This window comes from Aminobacter sp. AP02 (assembly GCF_003148805.1).
GTDB lineage: Bacteria > Pseudomonadota > Alphaproteobacteria > Rhizobiales > Rhizobiaceae > Aminobacter.
In genome coordinates this window covers 100,749-118,545 of sequence record NZ_QGGX01000009.1, presented here as the reverse complement: position 1 = coordinate 118,545, position 17,797 = coordinate 100,749, and the positions used below count along the sequence as shown (strand labels likewise).

General features: G+C 62.8%; 16 protein-coding genes. 7 read left to right on the top strand and 9 right to left on the bottom strand.

Translation table 11 applies throughout. The annotated features are described in order from the left end of the window. Window positions 1-65: 65 nt before the first annotated feature. The gene (locus tag C8K44_RS13565) at window positions 66-1,028 is read left to right on the top strand and encodes a bile acid:sodium symporter family protein (RefSeq protein WP_109576324.1); all 963 of its coding nucleotides are present in this window, start codon (window positions 66-68) and stop codon (window positions 1,026-1,028) included. Between the two features lie 49 nt (window positions 1,029-1,077). On the opposite strand, the gene C8K44_RS13560 is transcribed toward C8K44_RS13565, so the two are convergent. From C8K44_RS13560 to C8K44_RS13545, 4 genes are all read right to left on the bottom strand, one after another. Further along, the gene (locus tag C8K44_RS13560) at window positions 1,078-2,427 is read right to left on the bottom strand and encodes a Xaa-Pro peptidase family protein (protein WP_109576323.1); all 1,350 of its coding nucleotides are present in this window, start codon (window positions 2,425-2,427) and stop codon (window positions 1,078-1,080) included. 258 nt (window positions 2,428-2,685) lie between these two features. Next, entirely contained in the window at window positions 2,686-5,259 is a 2,574-nt protein-coding gene (locus tag C8K44_RS13555; protein WP_109576322.1) for an FAD-dependent oxidoreductase, read from the bottom strand. Window positions 5,260-5,310: 51 nt separating this feature from the next. Further along, window positions 5,311-5,694: a RidA family protein gene (locus C8K44_RS13550; RefSeq protein ID WP_109576321.1), complete on the bottom strand. Its 384-nt coding sequence runs from the start codon at window positions 5,692-5,694 to the stop codon at window positions 5,311-5,313. 11 nt (window positions 5,695-5,705) lie between these two features. Beyond that, the gene (locus C8K44_RS13545; RefSeq protein WP_109576320.1) at window positions 5,706-7,283 is read right to left on the bottom strand and encodes a trimethylamine methyltransferase family protein; all 1,578 of its coding nucleotides are present in this window, start codon (window positions 7,281-7,283) and stop codon (window positions 5,706-5,708) included. Between the two features lie 200 nt (window positions 7,284-7,483). On the opposite strand from C8K44_RS13545, the gene C8K44_RS13540 reads away from it, so the two are divergent. Next, window positions 7,484-8,659 carry an MFS transporter gene (locus tag C8K44_RS13540; protein WP_109576319.1) on the top strand — a complete coding sequence of 392 codons (1,176 nt, stop codon included), beginning with the start codon at window positions 7,484-7,486 and terminating at the stop codon, window positions 8,657-8,659. A gap of 59 nt (window positions 8,660-8,718) precedes the next feature. Here the strand turns inward: C8K44_RS13540 and C8K44_RS13535 are convergent, their stop codons facing one another. After that, window positions 8,719-9,096: a hypothetical protein gene (locus C8K44_RS13535; protein ID WP_109576318.1), complete on the bottom strand. Its 378-nt coding sequence runs from the start codon at window positions 9,094-9,096 to the stop codon at window positions 8,719-8,721. 320 nt (window positions 9,097-9,416) lie between these two features. On the opposite strand from C8K44_RS13535, the gene C8K44_RS13530 reads away from it, so the two are divergent. The 3 genes from C8K44_RS13530 to C8K44_RS13520 all read left to right on the top strand — a co-directional run bounded on the left by C8K44_RS13530 (window position 9,417) and on the right by C8K44_RS13520 (window position 11,751). Beyond that, complete coding sequence (locus C8K44_RS13530) at window positions 9,417-10,796, top strand: aspartate aminotransferase family protein (protein ID WP_109576317.1); 1,380 nt, start codon at window positions 9,417-9,419, stop codon at window positions 10,794-10,796. A gap of 56 nt (window positions 10,797-10,852) precedes the next feature. Further along, complete coding sequence (locus C8K44_RS13525) at window positions 10,853-11,263, top strand: carboxymuconolactone decarboxylase family protein (protein ID WP_109576316.1); 411 nt, start codon at window positions 10,853-10,855, stop codon at window positions 11,261-11,263. Window positions 11,264-11,379: 116 nt separating this feature from the next. Beyond that, window positions 11,380-11,751, top strand: coding sequence for a hypothetical protein (locus C8K44_RS13520; RefSeq protein WP_245417475.1), 372 nt, complete (start codon window positions 11,380-11,382; stop codon window positions 11,749-11,751). A gap of 233 nt (window positions 11,752-11,984) precedes the next feature. Here the strand turns inward: C8K44_RS13520 and mmsB are convergent, their stop codons facing one another. Both mmsB and C8K44_RS13510 read right to left on the bottom strand, forming a co-directional pair. Continuing rightward, window positions 11,985-12,869 (bottom strand): 3-hydroxyisobutyrate dehydrogenase, encoded by an 885-nt coding sequence (gene mmsB, locus C8K44_RS13515; RefSeq protein ID WP_109576445.1) that lies wholly within the window; start codon window positions 12,867-12,869, stop codon window positions 11,985-11,987. 169 nt (window positions 12,870-13,038) lie between these two features. Continuing rightward, window positions 13,039-14,208, bottom strand: a complete 1,170-nt coding sequence (locus C8K44_RS13510; protein ID WP_109576315.1) for an isobutyryl-CoA dehydrogenase — start codon at window positions 14,206-14,208, stop codon at window positions 13,039-13,041. A 118-nt stretch (window positions 14,209-14,326) separates the two neighbouring features. Here C8K44_RS13510 and C8K44_RS13505 point away from each other — a divergent pair, with 118 nt between their 5' ends. After that, entirely contained in the window at window positions 14,327-14,944 is a 618-nt protein-coding gene (locus C8K44_RS13505; RefSeq protein WP_109576314.1) for a dimethylsulfonioproprionate lyase family protein, read from the top strand. 4 nt (window positions 14,945-14,948) lie between these two features. Continuing rightward, on the top strand, window positions 14,949-16,418 hold the full coding sequence (locus C8K44_RS13500) for a cobyric acid synthase (protein ID WP_109576444.1): 1,470 nt from the start codon (window positions 14,949-14,951) through the stop codon (window positions 16,416-16,418). A gap of 6 nt (window positions 16,419-16,424) precedes the next feature. On the opposite strand, the gene C8K44_RS13495 is transcribed toward C8K44_RS13500, so the two are convergent. Beyond that, complete coding sequence (locus tag C8K44_RS13495) at window positions 16,425-16,844, bottom strand: VOC family protein (RefSeq protein ID WP_109576313.1); 420 nt, start codon at window positions 16,842-16,844, stop codon at window positions 16,425-16,427. Between the two features lie 81 nt (window positions 16,845-16,925). Further along, a complete protein-coding gene (locus tag C8K44_RS13490; RefSeq protein ID WP_109576312.1) occupies window positions 16,926-17,756 on the bottom strand; it encodes an AraC family transcriptional regulator in 831 nt (276 codons plus the stop codon). Between the last annotated feature and the right edge of the window lie 41 nt (window positions 17,757-17,797).

Here is a 17,797-nt window from a genome sequence, read left to right as displayed (position 1 = left end):
CGCAACTTTCTGTCGCGTTTGCCGACGAGAGTCCTCCCCAAGAAGAATCCTCCCAAGGACCTGTCGTGAAAACCATTGCTGCATTTTCCAATTTCGTCGGTCGCAGTTTCGCCATCTGGGTGATCGTGTTTGCCGTGCTAGGCTTCGTGCTGCCGTCGACCTTCAGCATCTTTGCCCCATGGATCGTGGTGCTGCTCGGCATCATCATGTTCGGCATGGGCCTGACGATTTCGGCCAAGGATTTCGCCGAAGTGGCGCGCCGTCCGTTCGATGTCACTATTGGCGTTGCCGGTCAGTTCCTCATCATGCCGCTGCTTGCCGTGCTGCTCACCCGCCTGATCCCGATGTCGCCGGAGGTCGCGGCAGGCGTCATCCTCGTGGGTTGCTGCCCGGGCGGCACGGCCAGCAACGTCATGACCTATCTCGGCAAGGGCGATGTCGCCCTGTCGGTCGCCTGCACCAGCGTGACCACGCTGCTCGCGCCGATCATGACGCCGTTCCTGGCGTGGATGTTTGCCAGCCAGTACCTGCCGGTCGACGCCATGAGCATGTTCCTGTCGATCGTGAAGGTAATCCTCGTGCCGCTGGCGCTCGGCTTCGTCCTGCAGAAGCTGGCGCCGAAGCTGGTCAAGGGCGCCGAGCCGATGTTGCCGCTGGTCAGCGTCGCCGGCATCGTCCTGATTGTCTCGGCTGTCGTTGCAGTGAACAAGGCCAACATCGCGCAGTCCGGACTGATGATCTTTGCTGTCGTGGTCCTGCACAACGGACTTGGCTTGCTGCTCGGCTATTTCGCGGCGCGCGCCGCTGGGCTGTCGCTTGCCAAGCGCAAGGCGATCGCCATCGAGGTCGGAATGCAGAACAGCGGCCTGGGTGCCGCGCTCGCCAACGCGCATTTCTCGCCGCTGGCTGCGGTGCCGAGCGCTGTGTTCAGCGTCTGGCACAACATCTCGGGCGCGCTCGTAGCGAACTATTTTTCGCGGATAACCGACGACGAGGCCACGGCCAAGACTGCCTCGCAGAAGGCCTGATCCTCAGTCTGATCTATTGGAAAAACGCCGGGGCTCGCCCCGGCGTTTTTCATTGGCCGAGCAGGCGCCTGTCGAGCGGGTAGCTGGACAGCTGCTCGTTGCCGGTTTCGGTTATCAGGATCTGCTCCTCGATCTTCACGCCCTCGTGCCCGCCAAGGCGGCCGATGTAGCTTTCGACACAGACGACCATCCCGGGTTCCAGCACGCCGTCGGGCGTGTCCGCGGTCCAGTCCGAGACGTGGGGCAGGGTAGGGTACTCGTCGGCGAGGCCGACGCCATGATAGAGCACGCCATAACGTGCTGGAAAGCAGTCGGGTGGCGGCACCGCCGAGCGTTCGGCCAGTTCGCGGAAGCCGACGCCGGGTTTGAGCAAGGCCGTGTTGTGGGTAATCTGGTCGGCGGCGATGCGGTAGAGTTCGCGCTGCTCGTCCGTCGGCGCGCCGTCGCCGCACAGCCAGGTGCGCGACAGGTCGGCGCAGAAGCCGTGGGGGCCGATGAGGTCGGTGTCGAAGGCAACGAGATCGCCGGCTTCGATTGTCCGCGAAGAGCATTCCTGGAACCACGGATTGGTGCGCGGTCCCGACGACAAAAGCCTGGTCTCGATCCATTCGCCGCCACGAGCAATGTTTCCGCGGTGCAGTTCGGCCCAGAGCTCGTTTTCGGAGATGCCCGGGCGAAGTGCAGCCTCCATCTCGCCCATCGCCGCCTCGCAGGCAACGATGGCGCGGCGCATGCACAAGATTTCGTCCGGCGACTTGATCAGGCGGGCGTTCTCCATCACCGCCTCGCCATTGCCGACCGAGATGCCGAGCCGGGCAAGGGCGTCGACGCCTTCATGGTCGAGGTGGTCGACGGCAATACGGCTCTTGCCGCCGCCATGCTCGCGCACCACGTCGGCGATGCCCCGCGCCCAGCGCTCGACCTTCAAGGCGGTCAGTTCACCGCTGTAGAGATACATCCACGACACAGCCGGACGGACCTCCTCAACGACGCCGGAGTGGTCGGAGAGGTGTTCGCAGGAAAAATAGTCGAACAGCACCACCGGTCCATCGGTGGCGACGAAACAGTGGCGCGTCGGATTGTGCGCAACCCACAGCTGCATGTTGGTGCTGTCGGTGGCGTAGCGGATGTTGACGGGGTCGTAGAGCAAGGCCCCTGCATAGCCGCGCCGACGGAGCTCGGTGCGGATGCGCGCGAGGCGATATGTGCGCATGGCGGGCAGATCGGGTGCTGCGATGCCGGCTGCAGCCCACTCGGACTCGGCTTGCCCGCCGTAGCCGAGCACGTTGCTGTTGAGCCCGGCAGCCTTCTCTCTGGCCTGTTCGCGGAGTTGCTCCACCGAGCCAGGCTCGAACGGCATGATCTTGCGGTGGCGGCCGAAATTGGTGCCAGTGGTCATCGAAGGTCACCGTGGAATGGTCGACCCCCGCTCCGGTTTGCTGCGCAAACCACCTCTCCCCCGTTCGACGGGGGAGAGGAAGACTTGCCGCAGCCGTCGCGTCCGCCATTTCCATGTTGAGGGTGCTCTGCCAGGTTGCCAACCAATCGGCCGAGCGGAACGAAGCGCCTTTCCACTCCCCCGGGCAGGGGGAGAGGTGGCGCGCGCAGCGCGACGGAACGGGGGTGATTGCCGATCATCGAGGGCAACGCGTGGTCATTACCCCCGCATCTTTTCGCCGCTGGGATCAAACGGCGGCTCGACGTTGATGCGGGCAGGGCGGCGTTTGCCGAGGATTTCGATCTCGAACAGGCCGTCGGCTTCGTTCTCGGCAAGTGCCGCCGGCACATAGCCCTGCGCCATCGACTTCTGGACGTAGTGCGCGTAGCCGCCCGAAGTCACCCAGCCGACCACGCGCCAGTCGCCATCGACGATGCCGCGCACGGCGGATGCGCCGGTGGCAGCGTCGGAACCGCGCACTTCCTTGCCGGTATCGTCAAAGCGCGGCGCACCGTAGCCATGCGGCTTTTCGATCGTGCCGAAATCGTTGGCGCCGACCTTGGCCCAGATCGGCTCGTCGCCCATCACGTCGGCGTCGAGCGCGTCGACATAGAAGGAGACGCGGCGCAGCTTCGGCCCCTCGGCATGCTCCTTGGCCGCTGCCTCGCGGCCGATGAAGTCGTTCTTCTCGAGCTTGATGAAGCGGTCCATCGCACCTTCGAACGGGCCGTATATCGGCCGCAACTCGCGGAACCAGGTAGGGAAGTTCTTTTCGAGACGCATGGAGAGCAGGGCGCGCATTCCGAAGTCGATGATGCCGAACTCCTCTCCTGCCTCCTTGATTGCCCTGTAGACCAGGCGCTGGTAGGCCGGCGCCATCCAGATCTCGTAGCCGAGATCGCCGGTGTAGGTGATGCGGTTGACCATGCAGGGCGCGCCGCCGACGGCCATCTCGCGGAAGTCCATGAAGCGGAAAGCCTTGCTCGACACGTCAACGTCGACAAGCTTGGCGAGCAGTTCCTGCGATTTCGGACCGGCGATGGAGAGGCCGACGAGCGTCTGGTCGAAGCGGTGGATGCGCACCGAACCGTCCTTGGGCAGGTGCTTTTCGAACCAGCGCATGTGGTATTTCTGAGCCGCCGACGAGCCCCAGATCATGAACTTGTCGTCACCGGTCTTGGCAATGGTGAAGTCGCCGATGAGCCGCCCGAACTCGTTCAGCATCGGCGTCAGCACGATGCGGCCCTTCTTCGGCATGCGGTTGGTCATCAGCCGGTTGAGGAAATCCTCCACAGCAGGGCCTGATACTTCGTATTTTGCGAAGTTGGCGATCTCGGTGACGCCAACGCGTTCGCGCGTCGCACGAACTTCGTTGCCGATGTGCTCGAAATCGTTGGAACGGTGGAAGGAGACGATGTCCTTTGCCTCCGTCCCCTTTGGCGCGAACCACAGCGGCGTTTCCAGGCCCCAGCTGTCGCCCATGACGGCGTTATTGGCGACCATGGTGTCATAGAGCGGCGTCGTCTGCGCCGGCCTGGCGGCCGGGAGCTCTTCGTTGGGGAAGCGGATCGAGAAGCGGCGCGAGTAGTTCTCGCGCACCTTGGCGTTGGTATAGCGCAGGCTTGCCCATTCGCCCCAACGAGCAACGTCCATGCCCCAGACGTCGAAGCCGGGATCGCCATGGACCATCCAGTTCGACAGCGCGAGGCCGACGCCGCCGCCCTGGCTGAAGCCGGCCATGACAGCGCAGGCGCACCAGAAATTGGTCAGGCCCTGGACAGGGCCAACCAGCGGGTTGCCGTCGGGAGCGAAGGTGAAGGGGCCGTTGATGACCTGCTTGATGCCGGCGTTGGCGATGCCGGGGAAGTGCTGGAAGCCGATCTCGAGCGAGGGCGCTATGCGGTCGAGGTCGGGCGCCAGCAATTCGTGGCCGAAATCCCAGGGCGTGTTGACCGGCGACCACGGCTTGCAGGCCTTCTCGTAGGTGCCGAGCAGTATGCCGTTGCGCTCCTGGCGCGTGTAGATCTCGCCCTTGAAATCGAGCACGCCGATCATCTCGCGGCCGGTTTCCTTGTTGAAGGCCTCGACCTCCGGCATCGGTTCGGTCAGCAGGTACATGTGTTCCATGGCGAGCACCGGCAGCTCGACGCCGACCATGCGACCGACCTCGCGTGCCCACAGGCCACCGCAGTTGACGACGTGCTCGGCCCTGACGGTCCCCTGCTCAGTGATAACGTTCCAGGTGCCGTCGGCATCCTGCGTCAGTTCCTTGACGGGATTGCGCAGCACGATTTCGGCGCCGAGCTTCTTCGCCGCCTTGGCATAGGCGTGCGTGGTGCCGGAAGGGTCGAGATGGCCTTCGACCGGGTCCCACATGGCGCCGACGAAGTGCTTTTCGTCCATCAGCGGGAACATCTTCTTGGCTTCGGACGGCGTGATCAGCTCGGTGTCCATGCCGAGATAGCGGCCCTTGGCATGCGCCAGGCGCAGGAAGTCCATGCGCTCGGGGCTGTCGGCAAGCATGACGCCGCCGGTCAGGTGCAGCGAGCAGGACTGGCCGGAAATCTCCTCCAGCTCTTTGTAGAGCTGCACCGTGTAGGCCTGAAGTTTCGCGACATTCGGGTCGCCGTTGAGCGTGTGGAAGCCGCCAGCGGCATGCCAAGACGACCCGGCAGTCAGCTCCGAGCGCTCGATCAGCATGACGTCGGTCCAGCCGGCGCGGGCGAGGTGATAGAGGACGGAGCAGCCCACCACGCCGCCGCCGATGACAACTGCTTTCACATGGGATTTCATGAGGTTATGTCCAATTGCGCGTAAAATGAATCAGGGTGGCGGAGAGGCAGGTCATGCCGCCGCGATGGCTTCGATCTCCAACAGCCAGGATTCGTCGAAAATGCCCGTAATGATGACTGTAAGGGCGATCTTGCGTTCGCCGATCACCTCGTTGCGAATGCGCCTGTTGTCGAGGTTGAAGGCGCGGTCAGACAGGAAGGTCGTCACCTTGACCAGATTGTCGAGGTTCATGCCGGCAGTGTGCAGCTGTGCCTCGACGTTCTTCCACGCCAGTCGACACTGGCTTTCGAAATCGGCGGGAACGGACCCGTCCTTTGCCACCGGAATCTGGCCGCTGATGAAGAGTGTTCTAGAATGATTGGTCACCTCGATCGCCTGCGCGTATCCGGTGGTGACAGTCGGAGCGTCGCGCGAGCTGATCTCTCGTTTGTGCATGGGAAATTTCCTCAGAAGTCGGTCGGCGCGCCGCCCTCGGCCTTGCGCTTGTCGACAAAGGCGTTGAGCTCTTCGCGAATGGCTGGGTCCATCCACGGCTCCTCATAGGTGGCGAGGCGCTCCTTCCAGACGCGATTGGCTTTTTCAACAGCTGTGGGACTGCCCGCCTCGGCCCATGTCTCAAAATTCCGCCAGTCGGAAATGATCGGGGAGTAGAAGGCGTTCTTGTAGCGATCCTGGGTGTGCTGGGTGCCGAAGAAGTGCCCGCCGGGGCCGACGTCGCGAATGGCGTCGATCGCGAGCGCCTCTTCCGACAGGTCGAGCGGCGTCAGGAACTCGGCCACCATCTGCAACAGGTCGATGTCGAGGATCATCTTCTCGTAGGAGCAGCGCAGCCCTCCTTCGAGCCAGCCTGCGCCGTGAAGAATGAAATTGGCGCCGCCCTGGATAGCACCCCACAGCGAAAACACGCTTTCATAGGCAGCCTGTGCGTCGACCGCGTTGGCGGCGCATACATTCGAGGTGCGATAGGGGATGTTGTAGCGGCGGGCGAGTTGGCCGCCGATCAGCTGCGCCTTCATGTATTCTGGCGTGCCGAAGGCCGGCGCACCTGACTTCATGTCGACATTGGAGGTGAAGCCGCCATACCCGACCGGTGCGCCCTTCTTGACCATCTGGGTGAAGGCGAGGCCCGAGAGCGCTTCAGCGTTCTGCTGCACAAGCGCGCCGGCGATGGTGACGGGCGCCATGGCGCCGGACAGCGTGAACGGGGTGACGATCACCACCTGGCCCATCGACGACATCTGGATGATGCCTTCCATCATCGGCACGTCGAGTTTGAGCGGCGAGTTGGTGTTGATGATGGTGTAGACCGAGGGTTCCTCCATCATCTGTTCGCGGGAAATGCCGCGAGCGATGCGGGTGATCTCGATGCCATCGACGTTGCGCTCCTTGCCGAGCGAATAGATGTGGAACACCTTGTCGGTGAGGGTGGCGAGGTCGCGGATGCATTCGAGGTGGCGGATCGAGGGATGGATATCCACCGGCTCGACCGGATAGCCGCCCGTGGTGTTCAGAATGTTGTGCATCTGGGCGAGCTTGAGAAAATTGCGGTAGTCGGCCTGGTTGCCAGGGCGACGGCCACGGTCGAGGTCGGAGCAGTTGGGGGCCGACGCCATCTGCGACAGCACGAGGTTGTTGCCGCCGAAACGCACATTGTGCGCGGGATTGCGGGCATGCAGGGTGAATTCGGCCGGCGCATGTGAAATCAGCTCGAGGATCATTTCGGCATCGAAGCGCACGCGTTCCGAACCGTCACGCACATCGGCGCCATGCGCCTTCATGATGCGCCGCGCCTCGTCGTGCAGGACGTCGACGCCAATCTCTTTCAGCACCCGCAGCGATGCCAGGTGGATCGATTCCAGTTCGTCTTCGGAAATCAGCCTTGTCGGTGCAAACGGAATCTTCAGCTGCCGGAACGGCGGCTGTTCGAACGCCTGCGAGCCGCCGGCGCGCTTGCCGGCACGGCCACCGCGGCGAGCGCGATCGGAGGCGGGAGCCTGTTCGGCTGTTTGCAGGGCCACGGTCATGGAATCCTCACGGCAAGCTTCAGTATCGCCGGCATAATGGACTGGGGCGGTGCGCCTCATTGCGGAGGCGGCGACCAGTAGCGCGAGGGAAACGACATCACCGATGGGACTGGACCGACGTTCTCCGTCGTGGTGAGGCATCGGCCAAGCGGCGGTGCACCTGTAGTATCGCCGGCATTCGATTCTCGTGGTGACCAACCTTGACCTCTCCTGCCTCCACCGCCGTCGAGCCGCCGCTCAGATGGGCGCCGCTCATCGGCGTCACTGCCGCATTGGCGATGTTCGGTGCGGCACAAGGGCTGAGTTATCCGCTTTTTTCGCTGCTGATGCAGAAACAGGGCATGTCGCCGGCAATGATCGGCCTGTCGGCGGCGATGATGCCCATGGGCCTTATCGCATCCGCACCGTTCGTGCCTGCGGCTGTGCGGCTGTTTAGTGGGCGCACCCTGGCCGTCCTCTGCTCGATTGCGGCAGCGATCTGCTTCCTGCTGATCGGCTACATGCAGGACTGGGTCGCCTGGTTCGTCGTGCGCTTCATGATCGGCGTCGTCATCAACCCGCTCTACATCCTCGGCGAGGTGTGGGCGCTGTCGATGGCGCCGCCGTCCAGGCGCGGACGGGTGATGGGCGTATTCAACACCTTGATGGGCATTGGCTATGCCAGCGGCCCGCTGGTGCTGACCTTTGTCGGCACGGCCGGCTGGACACCGTTCCTGGTGGCGATCGTCGGCTTCCTTGCCTGTGCGGTTGTCCTGCGCATCATGTCGGACTTGTCAGGCTTCGAGGATGACGGAGAGTCCAAGGCCGGCGTGCTCGGTTTTGCGGCGCTCGCCCCGGCGCTTCTGTTTGCCGTGCTGGTGTCGGCGGCCAACCAGCAGAGCACTTACTCGTTGCTGCCGGTCTTTGGTGCGGCACACGGGCTGCCCGAAGCGGTGCTTGCGGCAATGCTGACGGCGCTTTCGATGGGAAACATCTTGCTGCAGATCCCGCTCGGGCTGATGGCCGAGCGTGTCGGTGGGCGAACCATGATCCTCTTTTGCGCTGCCGCGACCGCGATCTGCGCCGTGCTGTTGCCGCTGCTGATCGAAACGCGGTTCATCTGGCCGGCACTGGTGGTGATGGGAGCCGTCGGCTATGGCGTCTACACCATGGCGCTGGTCGAACTTGGCAACCGCTTCAGCGGCAGCCTGCTCGTTGCCGGCAACGCCGCATTCGCGCTGATGTGGGGCATGGGCGGCATCGTCGGACCGCCGGCCTCGGGACTGGTGATGCAGAATTTCGGGCCGATCGGGCTACCTGCAGTTCTGGCCAGCCTCAATGTCTTGCTGGTTGCGTTCGCCTTGTATCGTGCCGCGGTACGGCGGAAGGCTGGCTGATCAAGACCAAGGCGGGCTGCGCGACGAGCCATGTCGGTCATCGCGCAGCAGACGGCAGGTCAATCGGCCTTGGCCACGTGCCAGACGCCGCCTTTTCCTTCGCCGGTCACGTCGCCGGCTTTCTTGTCCTGAATGAACGTATAGAGCGGCTTGCCTTCATAGGCCCACATCTTGGAGCCGTCGTCGCGGGTGACGACAGTCCATTCGCCTTCGTCCTTGGCATCCGCAGCGGCCATCAGGGGCGGCCAATTGGTGGCGCAATCGCCGTTGCAGGCAGATTTACCGGCGCTGTCCTTGTCGTAAGTGTACAGCGTCATCCCCTTGGCGTCGGTGTACATCTTGCCGCCGGCGCCTTCCATGACTTTGGCCGGCTCCGCGGCGAAGGAGAGGGCTGAACTTGCAAGCAGGATGGCAAATGCTGACAGTATGGTTTTCATGATGATCGCTCCCTGGGCTTGGCCGTTAAATGCCGGCCACACGCGCAGTCAACGCTTTTTGGGGTCGCTCTATTCCAGCGACCATTGCCGAAAGAGTAAATTCCCAGCGCTTGTGAATTCTCGGTGCACTGGGTTAGAGTGCCGTCATGTGCGCATTCGTTGCCCATGTTCGGTTGCCCAGCGCAGTTTCGACGCCGTCCCCGCGGACGCGCCATACGGAGCTTTTGCGGCTGTGCGCGCGCATTGGCTATTCGCCGCCCGCCTGATCTCGAATCCGCCCCGGCAATTGCCGGATTGATTCAAGATAGAGGCACAAGCTTATGACTTATCAGAACTATTCGCTGGAGCAGCTTCAGCAGATCGACGCCGCGCACCATCTCCATCCCTTTACCGACCACAAGGAGTTGCGCGAAATCGGCTCGCGCATGATCACCCGCGCGGAAGGCCCCTTCATCTACGATTCGGAAGGCGGCGAGCTGCTGGACGGTATGGCCGGGCTATGGTGTGTGAATGTCGGCTACGGCCGCAAAGAATTGGCAGAGGCTGCTTACGCCCAGATGAAGCAACTGCCTTATTACAATTCATTCTTCAAATGTTCGACGCCGACACCGGTACTGCTATCGAAAAAGCTCGCCGAACTGGCACCCAAGAACATCAACCAGGTGTTTTACGGCTCGTCGGGTTCGGAATCGAACGACACCGCCCTCAGGCTCGTGCGTCATTACTGGGCGCTCGAAGGCAAGCCACAGAAAAACCGCATCATTTCGCGCCAGATGGCCTATCACGGCTCGACGGTTGCCGGCACGTCGCTAGGCGGCATGGATGGTATGCACCACCAGCTTGGCGGTGCGGTACCAAACATCGTCCACGTCATGATGCCTTACGCTTATGAGCTGGCGTTGCCTGGGGAAAGCGATCACGATTTTGGCCTGCGCGCCGCTAAGGCAGTCGAAGATGCGATCCTCGAGGCAGGGGCGGACAATGTCGCAGCCTTCATCGGCGAGCCGATCATGGGCGCAGGCGGGGTGAAGATCCCGCCGGCTAGCTATTGGCCGGAAGTGCGGCGCATCTGCCGCAAACATGACGTGCTGCTGATGCTCGATGAAGTCATCACCGGCTACGGCCGCACTGGCGAGTGGTTCGCCGCCCAGACTTTTGGCATCGAGGCCGACACGATCACCACCGCCAAGGCACTGACGTCGGGCTACCAGCCGCTGTCAGCACTTCTGGTTGGCGACCGGATCGCTGCGACGCTGGTCGACAAGGGCGGCGAGTTTTATCACGGCTACACCTATTCGGGGCATCCGGTGGCCTGTGCGGTGGCGCTCAAGAACCTCGAGATCATTGAGCGTGAAGGCTTGGTCGAACGGGTTAAGACCGACACCGGCCCGTACTTCGCGCAGATGCTTAAGGAACGCATTGCCGGCCATGGCCTCGTCGGCGAAGTGCGCTCGGTTGGCCTGATGGGGGCGATCGAGATCGTCAAGGACAAGGCGACCAAGGAACGCTTCTCGCCGATGGGCAGCGCTGCGGTTGTTGTACGCGACCACGCCATTGCCAACGGCATGATGCTGCGCGCCACAGGCGACTCGATGATCCTGTCGCCGCCGCTGATCTGGACGCGCGCCACCATCGACATGGCATTCGATCGCATCCTGAAGGCACTCGACCTGGCTGAGCGCGACCTTAGGAAGGGCTGATATCAGGCCGGGCAGGGCATCCTGCCCGGCCTTCTTCTTTCCCGAAGGAGGACGTGATGAGCGGGAATCCGATAGTGCCATTGATCGAATACGATCATGCAAGCGAGGCTGTCCGCGCGATCTATGACGACATCATGGCCATCAGGAAGACTGACTGGATCAACAACTTCTGGAAAGTTCTGGCGCACGACCCGGCACTGCTCAAGCGCACCTGGGAGTCGGTACGCGAGGTCATGGCGCCAGGTGCGCTCAATTCTCTCACCAAGGAACTGATCTACATCGCCGTTTCTGCGACCAATGGCTGCGAGTACTGCACGTATTCCCACACGGCCGCAGCGCGCGGCAAGGGCATGAGCGAAGCACAGCTGATGGAATTGCTTGCCGTCGTCGGGATGGCCAACGAGACAAACCGCCTTGCCAATGGCCTGCGACCGCCTGTGGACGCGCAGTTCGAACCGAAAGTCTGAGCCGTATCAGCTTGTTCATGACAAGCCATGAGCGTATTGTGCATTGCACAATAATTGGGGCTGTTGCCGGAAAGCAGCCTTCGCCGGGCTGCTGAGGCCATGCTGGAGCAAGCAGAATGAAAAACCGTCGACTGGTGCGCGCGTCGCGCCAATCCACCGTTGTTGCTGGCAACCTGATGTTGGCGCCCATGGTCATGGCTATGCGCTTGCCAATGATGGCCACTGAGGCAAGCAAGGGCGGGATGTTGCGTGGCGAAAGCCTGGCTGCCGTCACCGAAAAGACCGCGGCGATGGCCGAGGGCGTTGTCGCAGCGCAGATGTCGTATTTCCAGTCTGTCATGCAGTTCTGGCCCGAAGTGCTGTCGGGGCGTACGCCTTCGGTGCTGAACGGGGTTGCGGCGCAGAAGTCGGTTGCTGCAGCGATGCGGCCGGCGAGCAAACGCGTTCGGGCAAATTTCCGCCGCCTGGCGACAAAATCCGATAGGTAAGCGATTGCTAAACGCAAAAACCGCGCCCCTGACGGGAACGCGGCTTTGCCACTTGAACGCATGGCCCTTCGCGACGCTTGACCTGCGAAGGTTACAGCTCCGGTACGCAAGACCTGATCCGGAGCTCGAGGCGGCTGCGAAGACCGCCCTTGCAAACCTTTTTAGCTGGACATCGTTACCGCGTGGTTAGCGAGAGCTTAATCAAACCTAAATTTTGAACTTTTTTGGAATGATCAGGCCGGCTGGCCGCGCAGAAACTTGATGATGCCGGAGAAATCGGTGCCGCCGTGGCCGAGCGCCGAATAGAGCGCATAGAGCTGGGTTGCCTCGGCGCCGAGCGGGGTGACTGCCCCTGCCTGCTGCGCTGCTTCTTGTGACAGCTTGAGATCCTTGAGCATGAGGGCTGCGGCGAAGCCCGGCTGATAGTCGCGGTTGGCTGGCGAGTTGGGAACGGGGCCGGGCACTGGGCAATAGGAGGTCAGCGACCAGCACTGGCCCGACGAGGTCGAAGCCACGTCGAACAGCGCCTGGTGCGACAGGCCGAGCTTTTCCGCGAGCACAAAGGCCTCGGCAACGCCGATCATCGAGATGCCGAGGATCATGTTGTTGCAGATCTTGGCGGCCTGGCCGGCGCCAGCGTCGCCGCAATGGACGATGCGCCCAGCCATAGGCTGGAGCACTGGTTCTGCCTTCTCGAAAGCCGCCTGCGCGCCGCCTGCCATGAAGGTCAGCGTGCCGGCCGCCGCACCACCGGTTCCGCCTGATACCGGCGCATCAACCGACAGCAGGCCGTGCGCGGCGGCAATGGCATGCGCCTTGCGGGCCGAATCGACGTCGATGGTCGAGGAATCGATCAGCAATGCGCCCTTCTTCACCTTTGGCGCGATGTCTTCATAGACCGAAAGCACATGCTTGCCCGCAGGCAGCATGGTGATCACGACATCGGCGTCCTTGGCGGCTGCTATGGCGTTGGCCATGACGGTGACGCCGTTGGAGCGCGCAGTTTCGAGATGCTCCGGCATGAGGTCGAAGCCGTGCACGGCATGGCCGGCCTTGACGAGGTTGGCGGCCATGGGGTTGCCCATGTTGCCCAGACCAATGAAGGCGACTGTGGTCATGATTGATGTTCCTCCGGTGGGTGGATCGGGTGCTAGGGGAGTAGGGCAATAAGGGAGTAAGGCAATAAGGCAGTAGGGCAGTAGGGCAGTAGGTGTCTGCAAGCGCGCCCTGTGTGCGGCTTGTTGCAATTTTACTGCCCTACTGCCTTATTCCCCTACTGCCCAATCCTCACTGCCTTCCAATCATGTGCCGCGCGATGATGACGCGCATGATCTCGTTGGTGCCTTCGAGGATCTGGTGGACGCGCAGGTCGCGCACCAGCTTCTCGATCCCGTAGTCGTGCAGGTAACCATAGCCGCCAAGCAACTGCAGCGCCTCGTTGGCGACGTTGAATCCGGTGTCGGTGACAAAACGCTTGGCCATGGCCGACCATTTTGAGGCATCGTGCGCCTTGTGGTCGAGTTTCGAGGCTGCCGCATAGAGGAACAGCCGGGACGCCTGGAGTTCGGTTTCCATATCGGCGAGACGGAACTGCAGGGCCTGGAAACGATCGATGGTCTGGCCGAAGGCCTTGCGTTCGGCAGTGTAAGCGAGAGCCTTGTCGAGCGCGGATTGCGCGCCGCCAAGCGAGCAGGCGGCGATGTTGAGGCGGCCGCCATCGAGGCCGGCCATGGCGATGCCAAAGCCGGCACCTTCGTCGGAAAGGCGGTTTTCAACCGGCACCCGGCAATCGGTGAAGATCACCTGCCGCGTCGACTGCATGTGCCAGCCCATCTTGTGCTCGTTGGCACCGAACGACAGGCCGGGCGTGCCCTTTGGCACCACCAGCGTTGAGATGCCCTTGGGGCCGTCGGCACCGGTACGCACCATGACGGCATAGATGTCGCTGTCGCCGGCGCCTGAAATGAACTGCTTGGCGCCGTTGATGACATAGTGGTCGCCGTCAAGCACCGCGCGGGTGCGCAGCGCTGCCGCATCCGAGCCCGAGCCAGGTTCGGTCAGGCAATAGCTGGCCAGCCATTCCATCGAGGTGAGCTTGGGCAGGAAACGCTGGCGCTGCTCGGCGTTGCCAAAGCGGTCGATCATCGATGCCACCATGTTGTGGATCGAAATGAACGACGAAAAGCCCGGGCAGGCCTGCGAAAGCTGCTCGAAGACGAGCACGGCGTCGAGGCGAGTGAGAGCGGAGCCGCCGACGTCTTCCTTGACGTAGAGCCCGCCGAAGCCAAGCGGGCCGGTCTCACGGATCACGTTATCGGGAAAATGCTTGGCCTTGTCCCATTCGAGCGCATGAGGTGCCACGCGTTCGGCGGCGAAACTGCCCGCCATTTCGCGAATGGCCAGCTGGTCTTCGTTGAGTTCGAATTGACCGGCGGTCGCATCGATTGCGGCGTCCATGTCGGCCTCCCTGTCGTTTTTTTGGCTATGCGCGGCGTTCAATCTAGACCAATGATGCAGCCGCGCAACCCGACCTTCAACAGAGCGGCTGTGCGTAAATGCATGGGCGAGAAGCGACGTGGCGACAAAATTTGATGAGCTGCTGGGAGCCTTCCGGAGCTATCTCCAGATGGCCGGTTCGGTTTCACCTGTAGGTGAATTTCTCGGTGACATCGACTGGGCGATGCCCGCGCGGACGTTGGAGCCGAAATCCCTGGCTTGCCTTTCGCAGATGGGGCGTCTTGCCGAAATGGTCGCTCCTGCGGAGCGTAGGGCGGTCGAACTCCTGGCCAGTTGCGCCGACGTCCTGCACTGGGGGCAGACCTACACCGCCGCCGATTTCGGCCAGCATTTCCTCGACAATTACGGCTGGGTGGAGCTGTTCGGCACGCGTGGGCACTATATGAACGAGAAGGTCGCGGCCGGTTTTCTCGTTCTCGGTCCGGGCATAGAGTATCCCGACCATCACCATGTCGCGGAAGAGGTCTACATCCCCCTGACCGGCGGCACGGAATGGCGCATGGGCGACACGCCTTTTCGCGAGAGGAGGGGCGGCGAGGTTATCCACCACGCTTCCAACATGAATCACGCCATGCATACTGGCAGCGAGCCGCTGCTGGCGCTCTATCTCTGGCGCGGCGGACCGCTTGCCGCCAAGTCGACGGTGACCGGGACCGTCACCGATGGAAGGGGCTGAGCCGATGGCCAAGGCGATCATGCTCCAGGGCACCGGCTCCGACGTCGGCAAGACGGTTCTGGTGGCGGGGCTGTGCCGCGCGGCGCGCAATCGCGGACTGCAAGTGAGGCCATTCAAGCCGCAGAACATGTCGAACAATGCCGCCGTTGCCGACACTCCTGGCGAGCCGGGCGGCGGCGAGATCGGCCGTGCGCAGTGGCTGCAGGCGATTGCCTGCGGAGTGAAGCCGTCGATCCACATGAACCCGGTGCTGCTCAAGCCGCAAAGCGATATCGGCAGCCAGGTCGTTGTGCAGGGCAAGGTCTATGGCCACGCCAAGGCGCGTGACTATCAGTCGCTGAAGCCGAAACTGATGGGGGCTGTGCTCGAATCGTGGACCAAGCTCGGCGAGGGGGCCGATCTCATCATCGTCGAGGGCGCGGGCTCGCCCGCCGAAATCAATCTACGTCCGCGCGATATCGCCAATATGGGCTTTGCCACCCGCGCCGACGTGCCGGTGATCCTGGTCGGCGACATCGACCGGGGCGGAGTGATCGCATCGGTCGCCGGCACGCACTTGATCCTGCCGGAAGAAGACCGGCGCATGATCGTCGGCTACCTCATCAACAAGTTCCGTGGGGATGCCAGCCTGTTCGACGACGGCATCACGGCCATAGAACGTTTCACCGGCTGGCGCTGTTTTGGCGTCGTGCCGTGGCTCAAGGCGGCAGCACTTCTGCCGTCGGAGGATTCGGTGATCCTCGAGCGGTTGGCGGGGGGCGAGAAACGCGCGCTCAAGGTCGCGGTGCCCATGCTCGGCCGCATCGCCAATTTCGACGATCTCGACCCGCTACGCGCCGAACCCCAGGTCGAGGTGGTGTTCGTGCCTCCCGGGCAGCGGCTGCCCGACGACGCTGGGATAGTTGTCATTCCCGGTTCGAAGTCGACAATCGGCGACCTGATGCATTTCCGCGAAAACGGCTGGGACCGCGATCTCGACGCGCATCGCCGGCGCGGAGGCCATATCGTCGGCATCTGCGGCGGCTACCAGATGCTCGGTCGCGTTGTGCATGACCCGCTAGGCATCGAGGGCAACGTCAAGGAGGCCGAGGGCCTCGGCATGCTTGATATCGAGACGGTGATGGAGCCGGAAAAGACGGTTCGCAACGTCGAGGCGCGGTCGGTGCGCTATGGCGAGCCATTGTCGGGATACGAAATCCATCTTGGCCGGACGACGGGTGCCGATTGCACGCGGCCCACAGCTGTCATCAACGGCGTCGATGACGGCGCGACCTCTGCGGACGGTAAGGTATTCGGAACCTATCTGCACGGCCTGTTTGGTGCCGACGGCTTTCGTGGGCGGTTCCTCGAAAGCCTTGGCATCAGGGGGGGAGGCATCGACTATCGCGCCGAAGTCGAACGCGCCCTGGACGAGATCGCCGAACATCTCGAACGGCATCTCGACTGCGACGCGATTTTCGCCGCCGCGCGCTGAAGCCCGTCAGGCTGCTGGTTCGCCGGCCTTCGGCCAATAGGTGCCGAAGCACCAGACATTGCCTTCGGTATCGCGGCAGACGAACTCGCGGCTGCCGTAGTCTCGGTCGGTGAGTTGCTGGACGATGACAGCGCCGGCATTTTTGGCGCGGGCGTGGACTGCGTCGACGTCTTCGACGGCCACATAGAGCGACTTGCCGCCATTCTGGCCGGGTTCGCCGACGATGGCGCCGTAGTCGTCGGGGCGCGCCGAGCCGATCATGATCAGTGACGACCCCAAGGCGAGTTCGGCATGGCCGACATCCGCACCGTTCATGTATTTGGCATGGACGGAAAAGCCGAACGCCTCGCCCAGCCAGTCGATCATGTTGGCGGCGTTGTTGTAGCGCAGTGTCGGGAATATGCGTGGAGCTTCGAGAGCGGGCATCTGGCGCCTCCTTTGTGCCGGTTGAACGATACCCCACTGTGGCCGAGTGCCGTTTGGCCGTATTGAACAAATGCTACCGGCTCAGCCGAGGCGAAGCTCCGTCGGCGTAGCGCCTGCGAGTTCGCGAAACTCGCGAACGAGATGCGCCTGATCGGCATAGCCGCACTCGGCCGCAAGATCGGCCCAGCCTGCGCGACTGGCCAGCTTCGAAAGGCTTGCGGCGCGATTGAACCTGACGATGCGTGCAATCGCCTTTGGGCCGACGCCGACCTGATCGGCGAAGCGCGTGGCGAGGTGTTTTCTGCTCCAGCCGATCTCAGCAGCGATGGGGGCAATACGGCTGCGGCCGCCGCTAGCGATTATCTTCTCCAGCGCCCAGCCGACTTCGGCAGATACGGAAGCTGCCTTCGTCAGGCGCTCGATGATGAAGCACTCGGCAATATCCAGGCGTGCATGCCAGTTGGTTTGCTCGCCGAGCCTTTCGCGCAATCGGTGGCCTGAGGCCCCAAGCAGCTCGTCGAACGGCACCATGCGATCGGCCAGCGCGCTCATAGGCATGCCGAAGAAGCGGCGAGCGCCAAGCGGGGTGAAATTGACCTGGACGCAGCAGGATCTGCCGAAGGAATCGATGACCACCGGTCCGGCGTGCAGGCCGGAGGCGAAGCTTGCGAAGCGGTCGTTGTCGCCGGGCGTCCGGCTCAGGCCGATGGCGAATGGTTCGCCAAAGCTGATGACCAGAGGGACAGTCAGCGAGGCGGCTTCAGTCTGGCGGCTGTAGACGGAAACAAGTTCGCGAAAACCGATGAGATCGGTGACGACGCCTGCCAGCAGCGGTGACGGAGCACGCCGCACCATCTCGAACTGCGCCGCGAGATCAGCCGATGTTTCCGCAGAAAGTTGGCCGCTTGCCATTGTCCTGGCTCCGCTGAGGCAACCGGACGTTACCAGCGTCG

Bases quoted from the DNA above. Each gene is read 5' to 3' on its own strand.
- C8K44_RS13510 (WP_109576315.1), bottom strand. From the start codon at position 14,208: ATGGACGCCGCAATCGATGCGACCGCCGGTCAATTCGAACTCAACGAA.
- C8K44_RS13495 (WP_109576313.1), bottom strand. From the start codon at position 16,844: ATGCCCGCTCTCGAAGCTCCACGCATATTCCCGACACTGCGCTACAAC.
- C8K44_RS13520 (WP_245417475.1), top strand. From the start codon at position 11,380: ATGAAAAACCGTCGACTGGTGCGCGCGTCGCGCCAATCCACCGTTGTT.
- C8K44_RS13525 (WP_109576316.1), top strand. From the start codon at position 10,853: ATGAGCGGGAATCCGATAGTGCCATTGATCGAATACGATCATGCAAGC.
- C8K44_RS13560 (WP_109576323.1), bottom strand. From the start codon at position 2,427: ATGACCACTGGCACCAATTTCGGCCGCCACCGCAAGATCATGCCGTTC.
- C8K44_RS13535 (WP_109576318.1), bottom strand. From the start codon at position 9,096: ATGAAAACCATACTGTCAGCATTTGCCATCCTGCTTGCAAGTTCAGCC.
- mmsB (WP_109576445.1), bottom strand. From the start codon at position 12,869: ATGACCACAGTCGCCTTCATTGGTCTGGGCAACATGGGCAACCCCATG.
- C8K44_RS13550 (WP_109576321.1), bottom strand. From the start codon at position 5,694: ATGCACAAACGAGAGATCAGCTCGCGCGACGCTCCGACTGTCACCACC.
- C8K44_RS13555 (WP_109576322.1), bottom strand. From the start codon at position 5,259: ATGAAATCCCATGTGAAAGCAGTTGTCATCGGCGGCGGCGTGGTGGGC.
- C8K44_RS13545 (WP_109576320.1), bottom strand. From the start codon at position 7,283: ATGACCGTGGCCCTGCAAACAGCCGAACAGGCTCCCGCCTCCGATCGC.
- C8K44_RS13500 (WP_109576444.1), top strand. From the start codon at position 14,949: ATGGCCAAGGCGATCATGCTCCAGGGCACCGGCTCCGACGTCGGCAAG.
- C8K44_RS13530 (WP_109576317.1), top strand. From the start codon at position 9,417: ATGACTTATCAGAACTATTCGCTGGAGCAGCTTCAGCAGATCGACGCC.
- C8K44_RS13490 (WP_109576312.1), bottom strand. From the start codon at position 17,756: ATGGCAAGCGGCCAACTTTCTGCGGAAACATCGGCTGATCTCGCGGCG.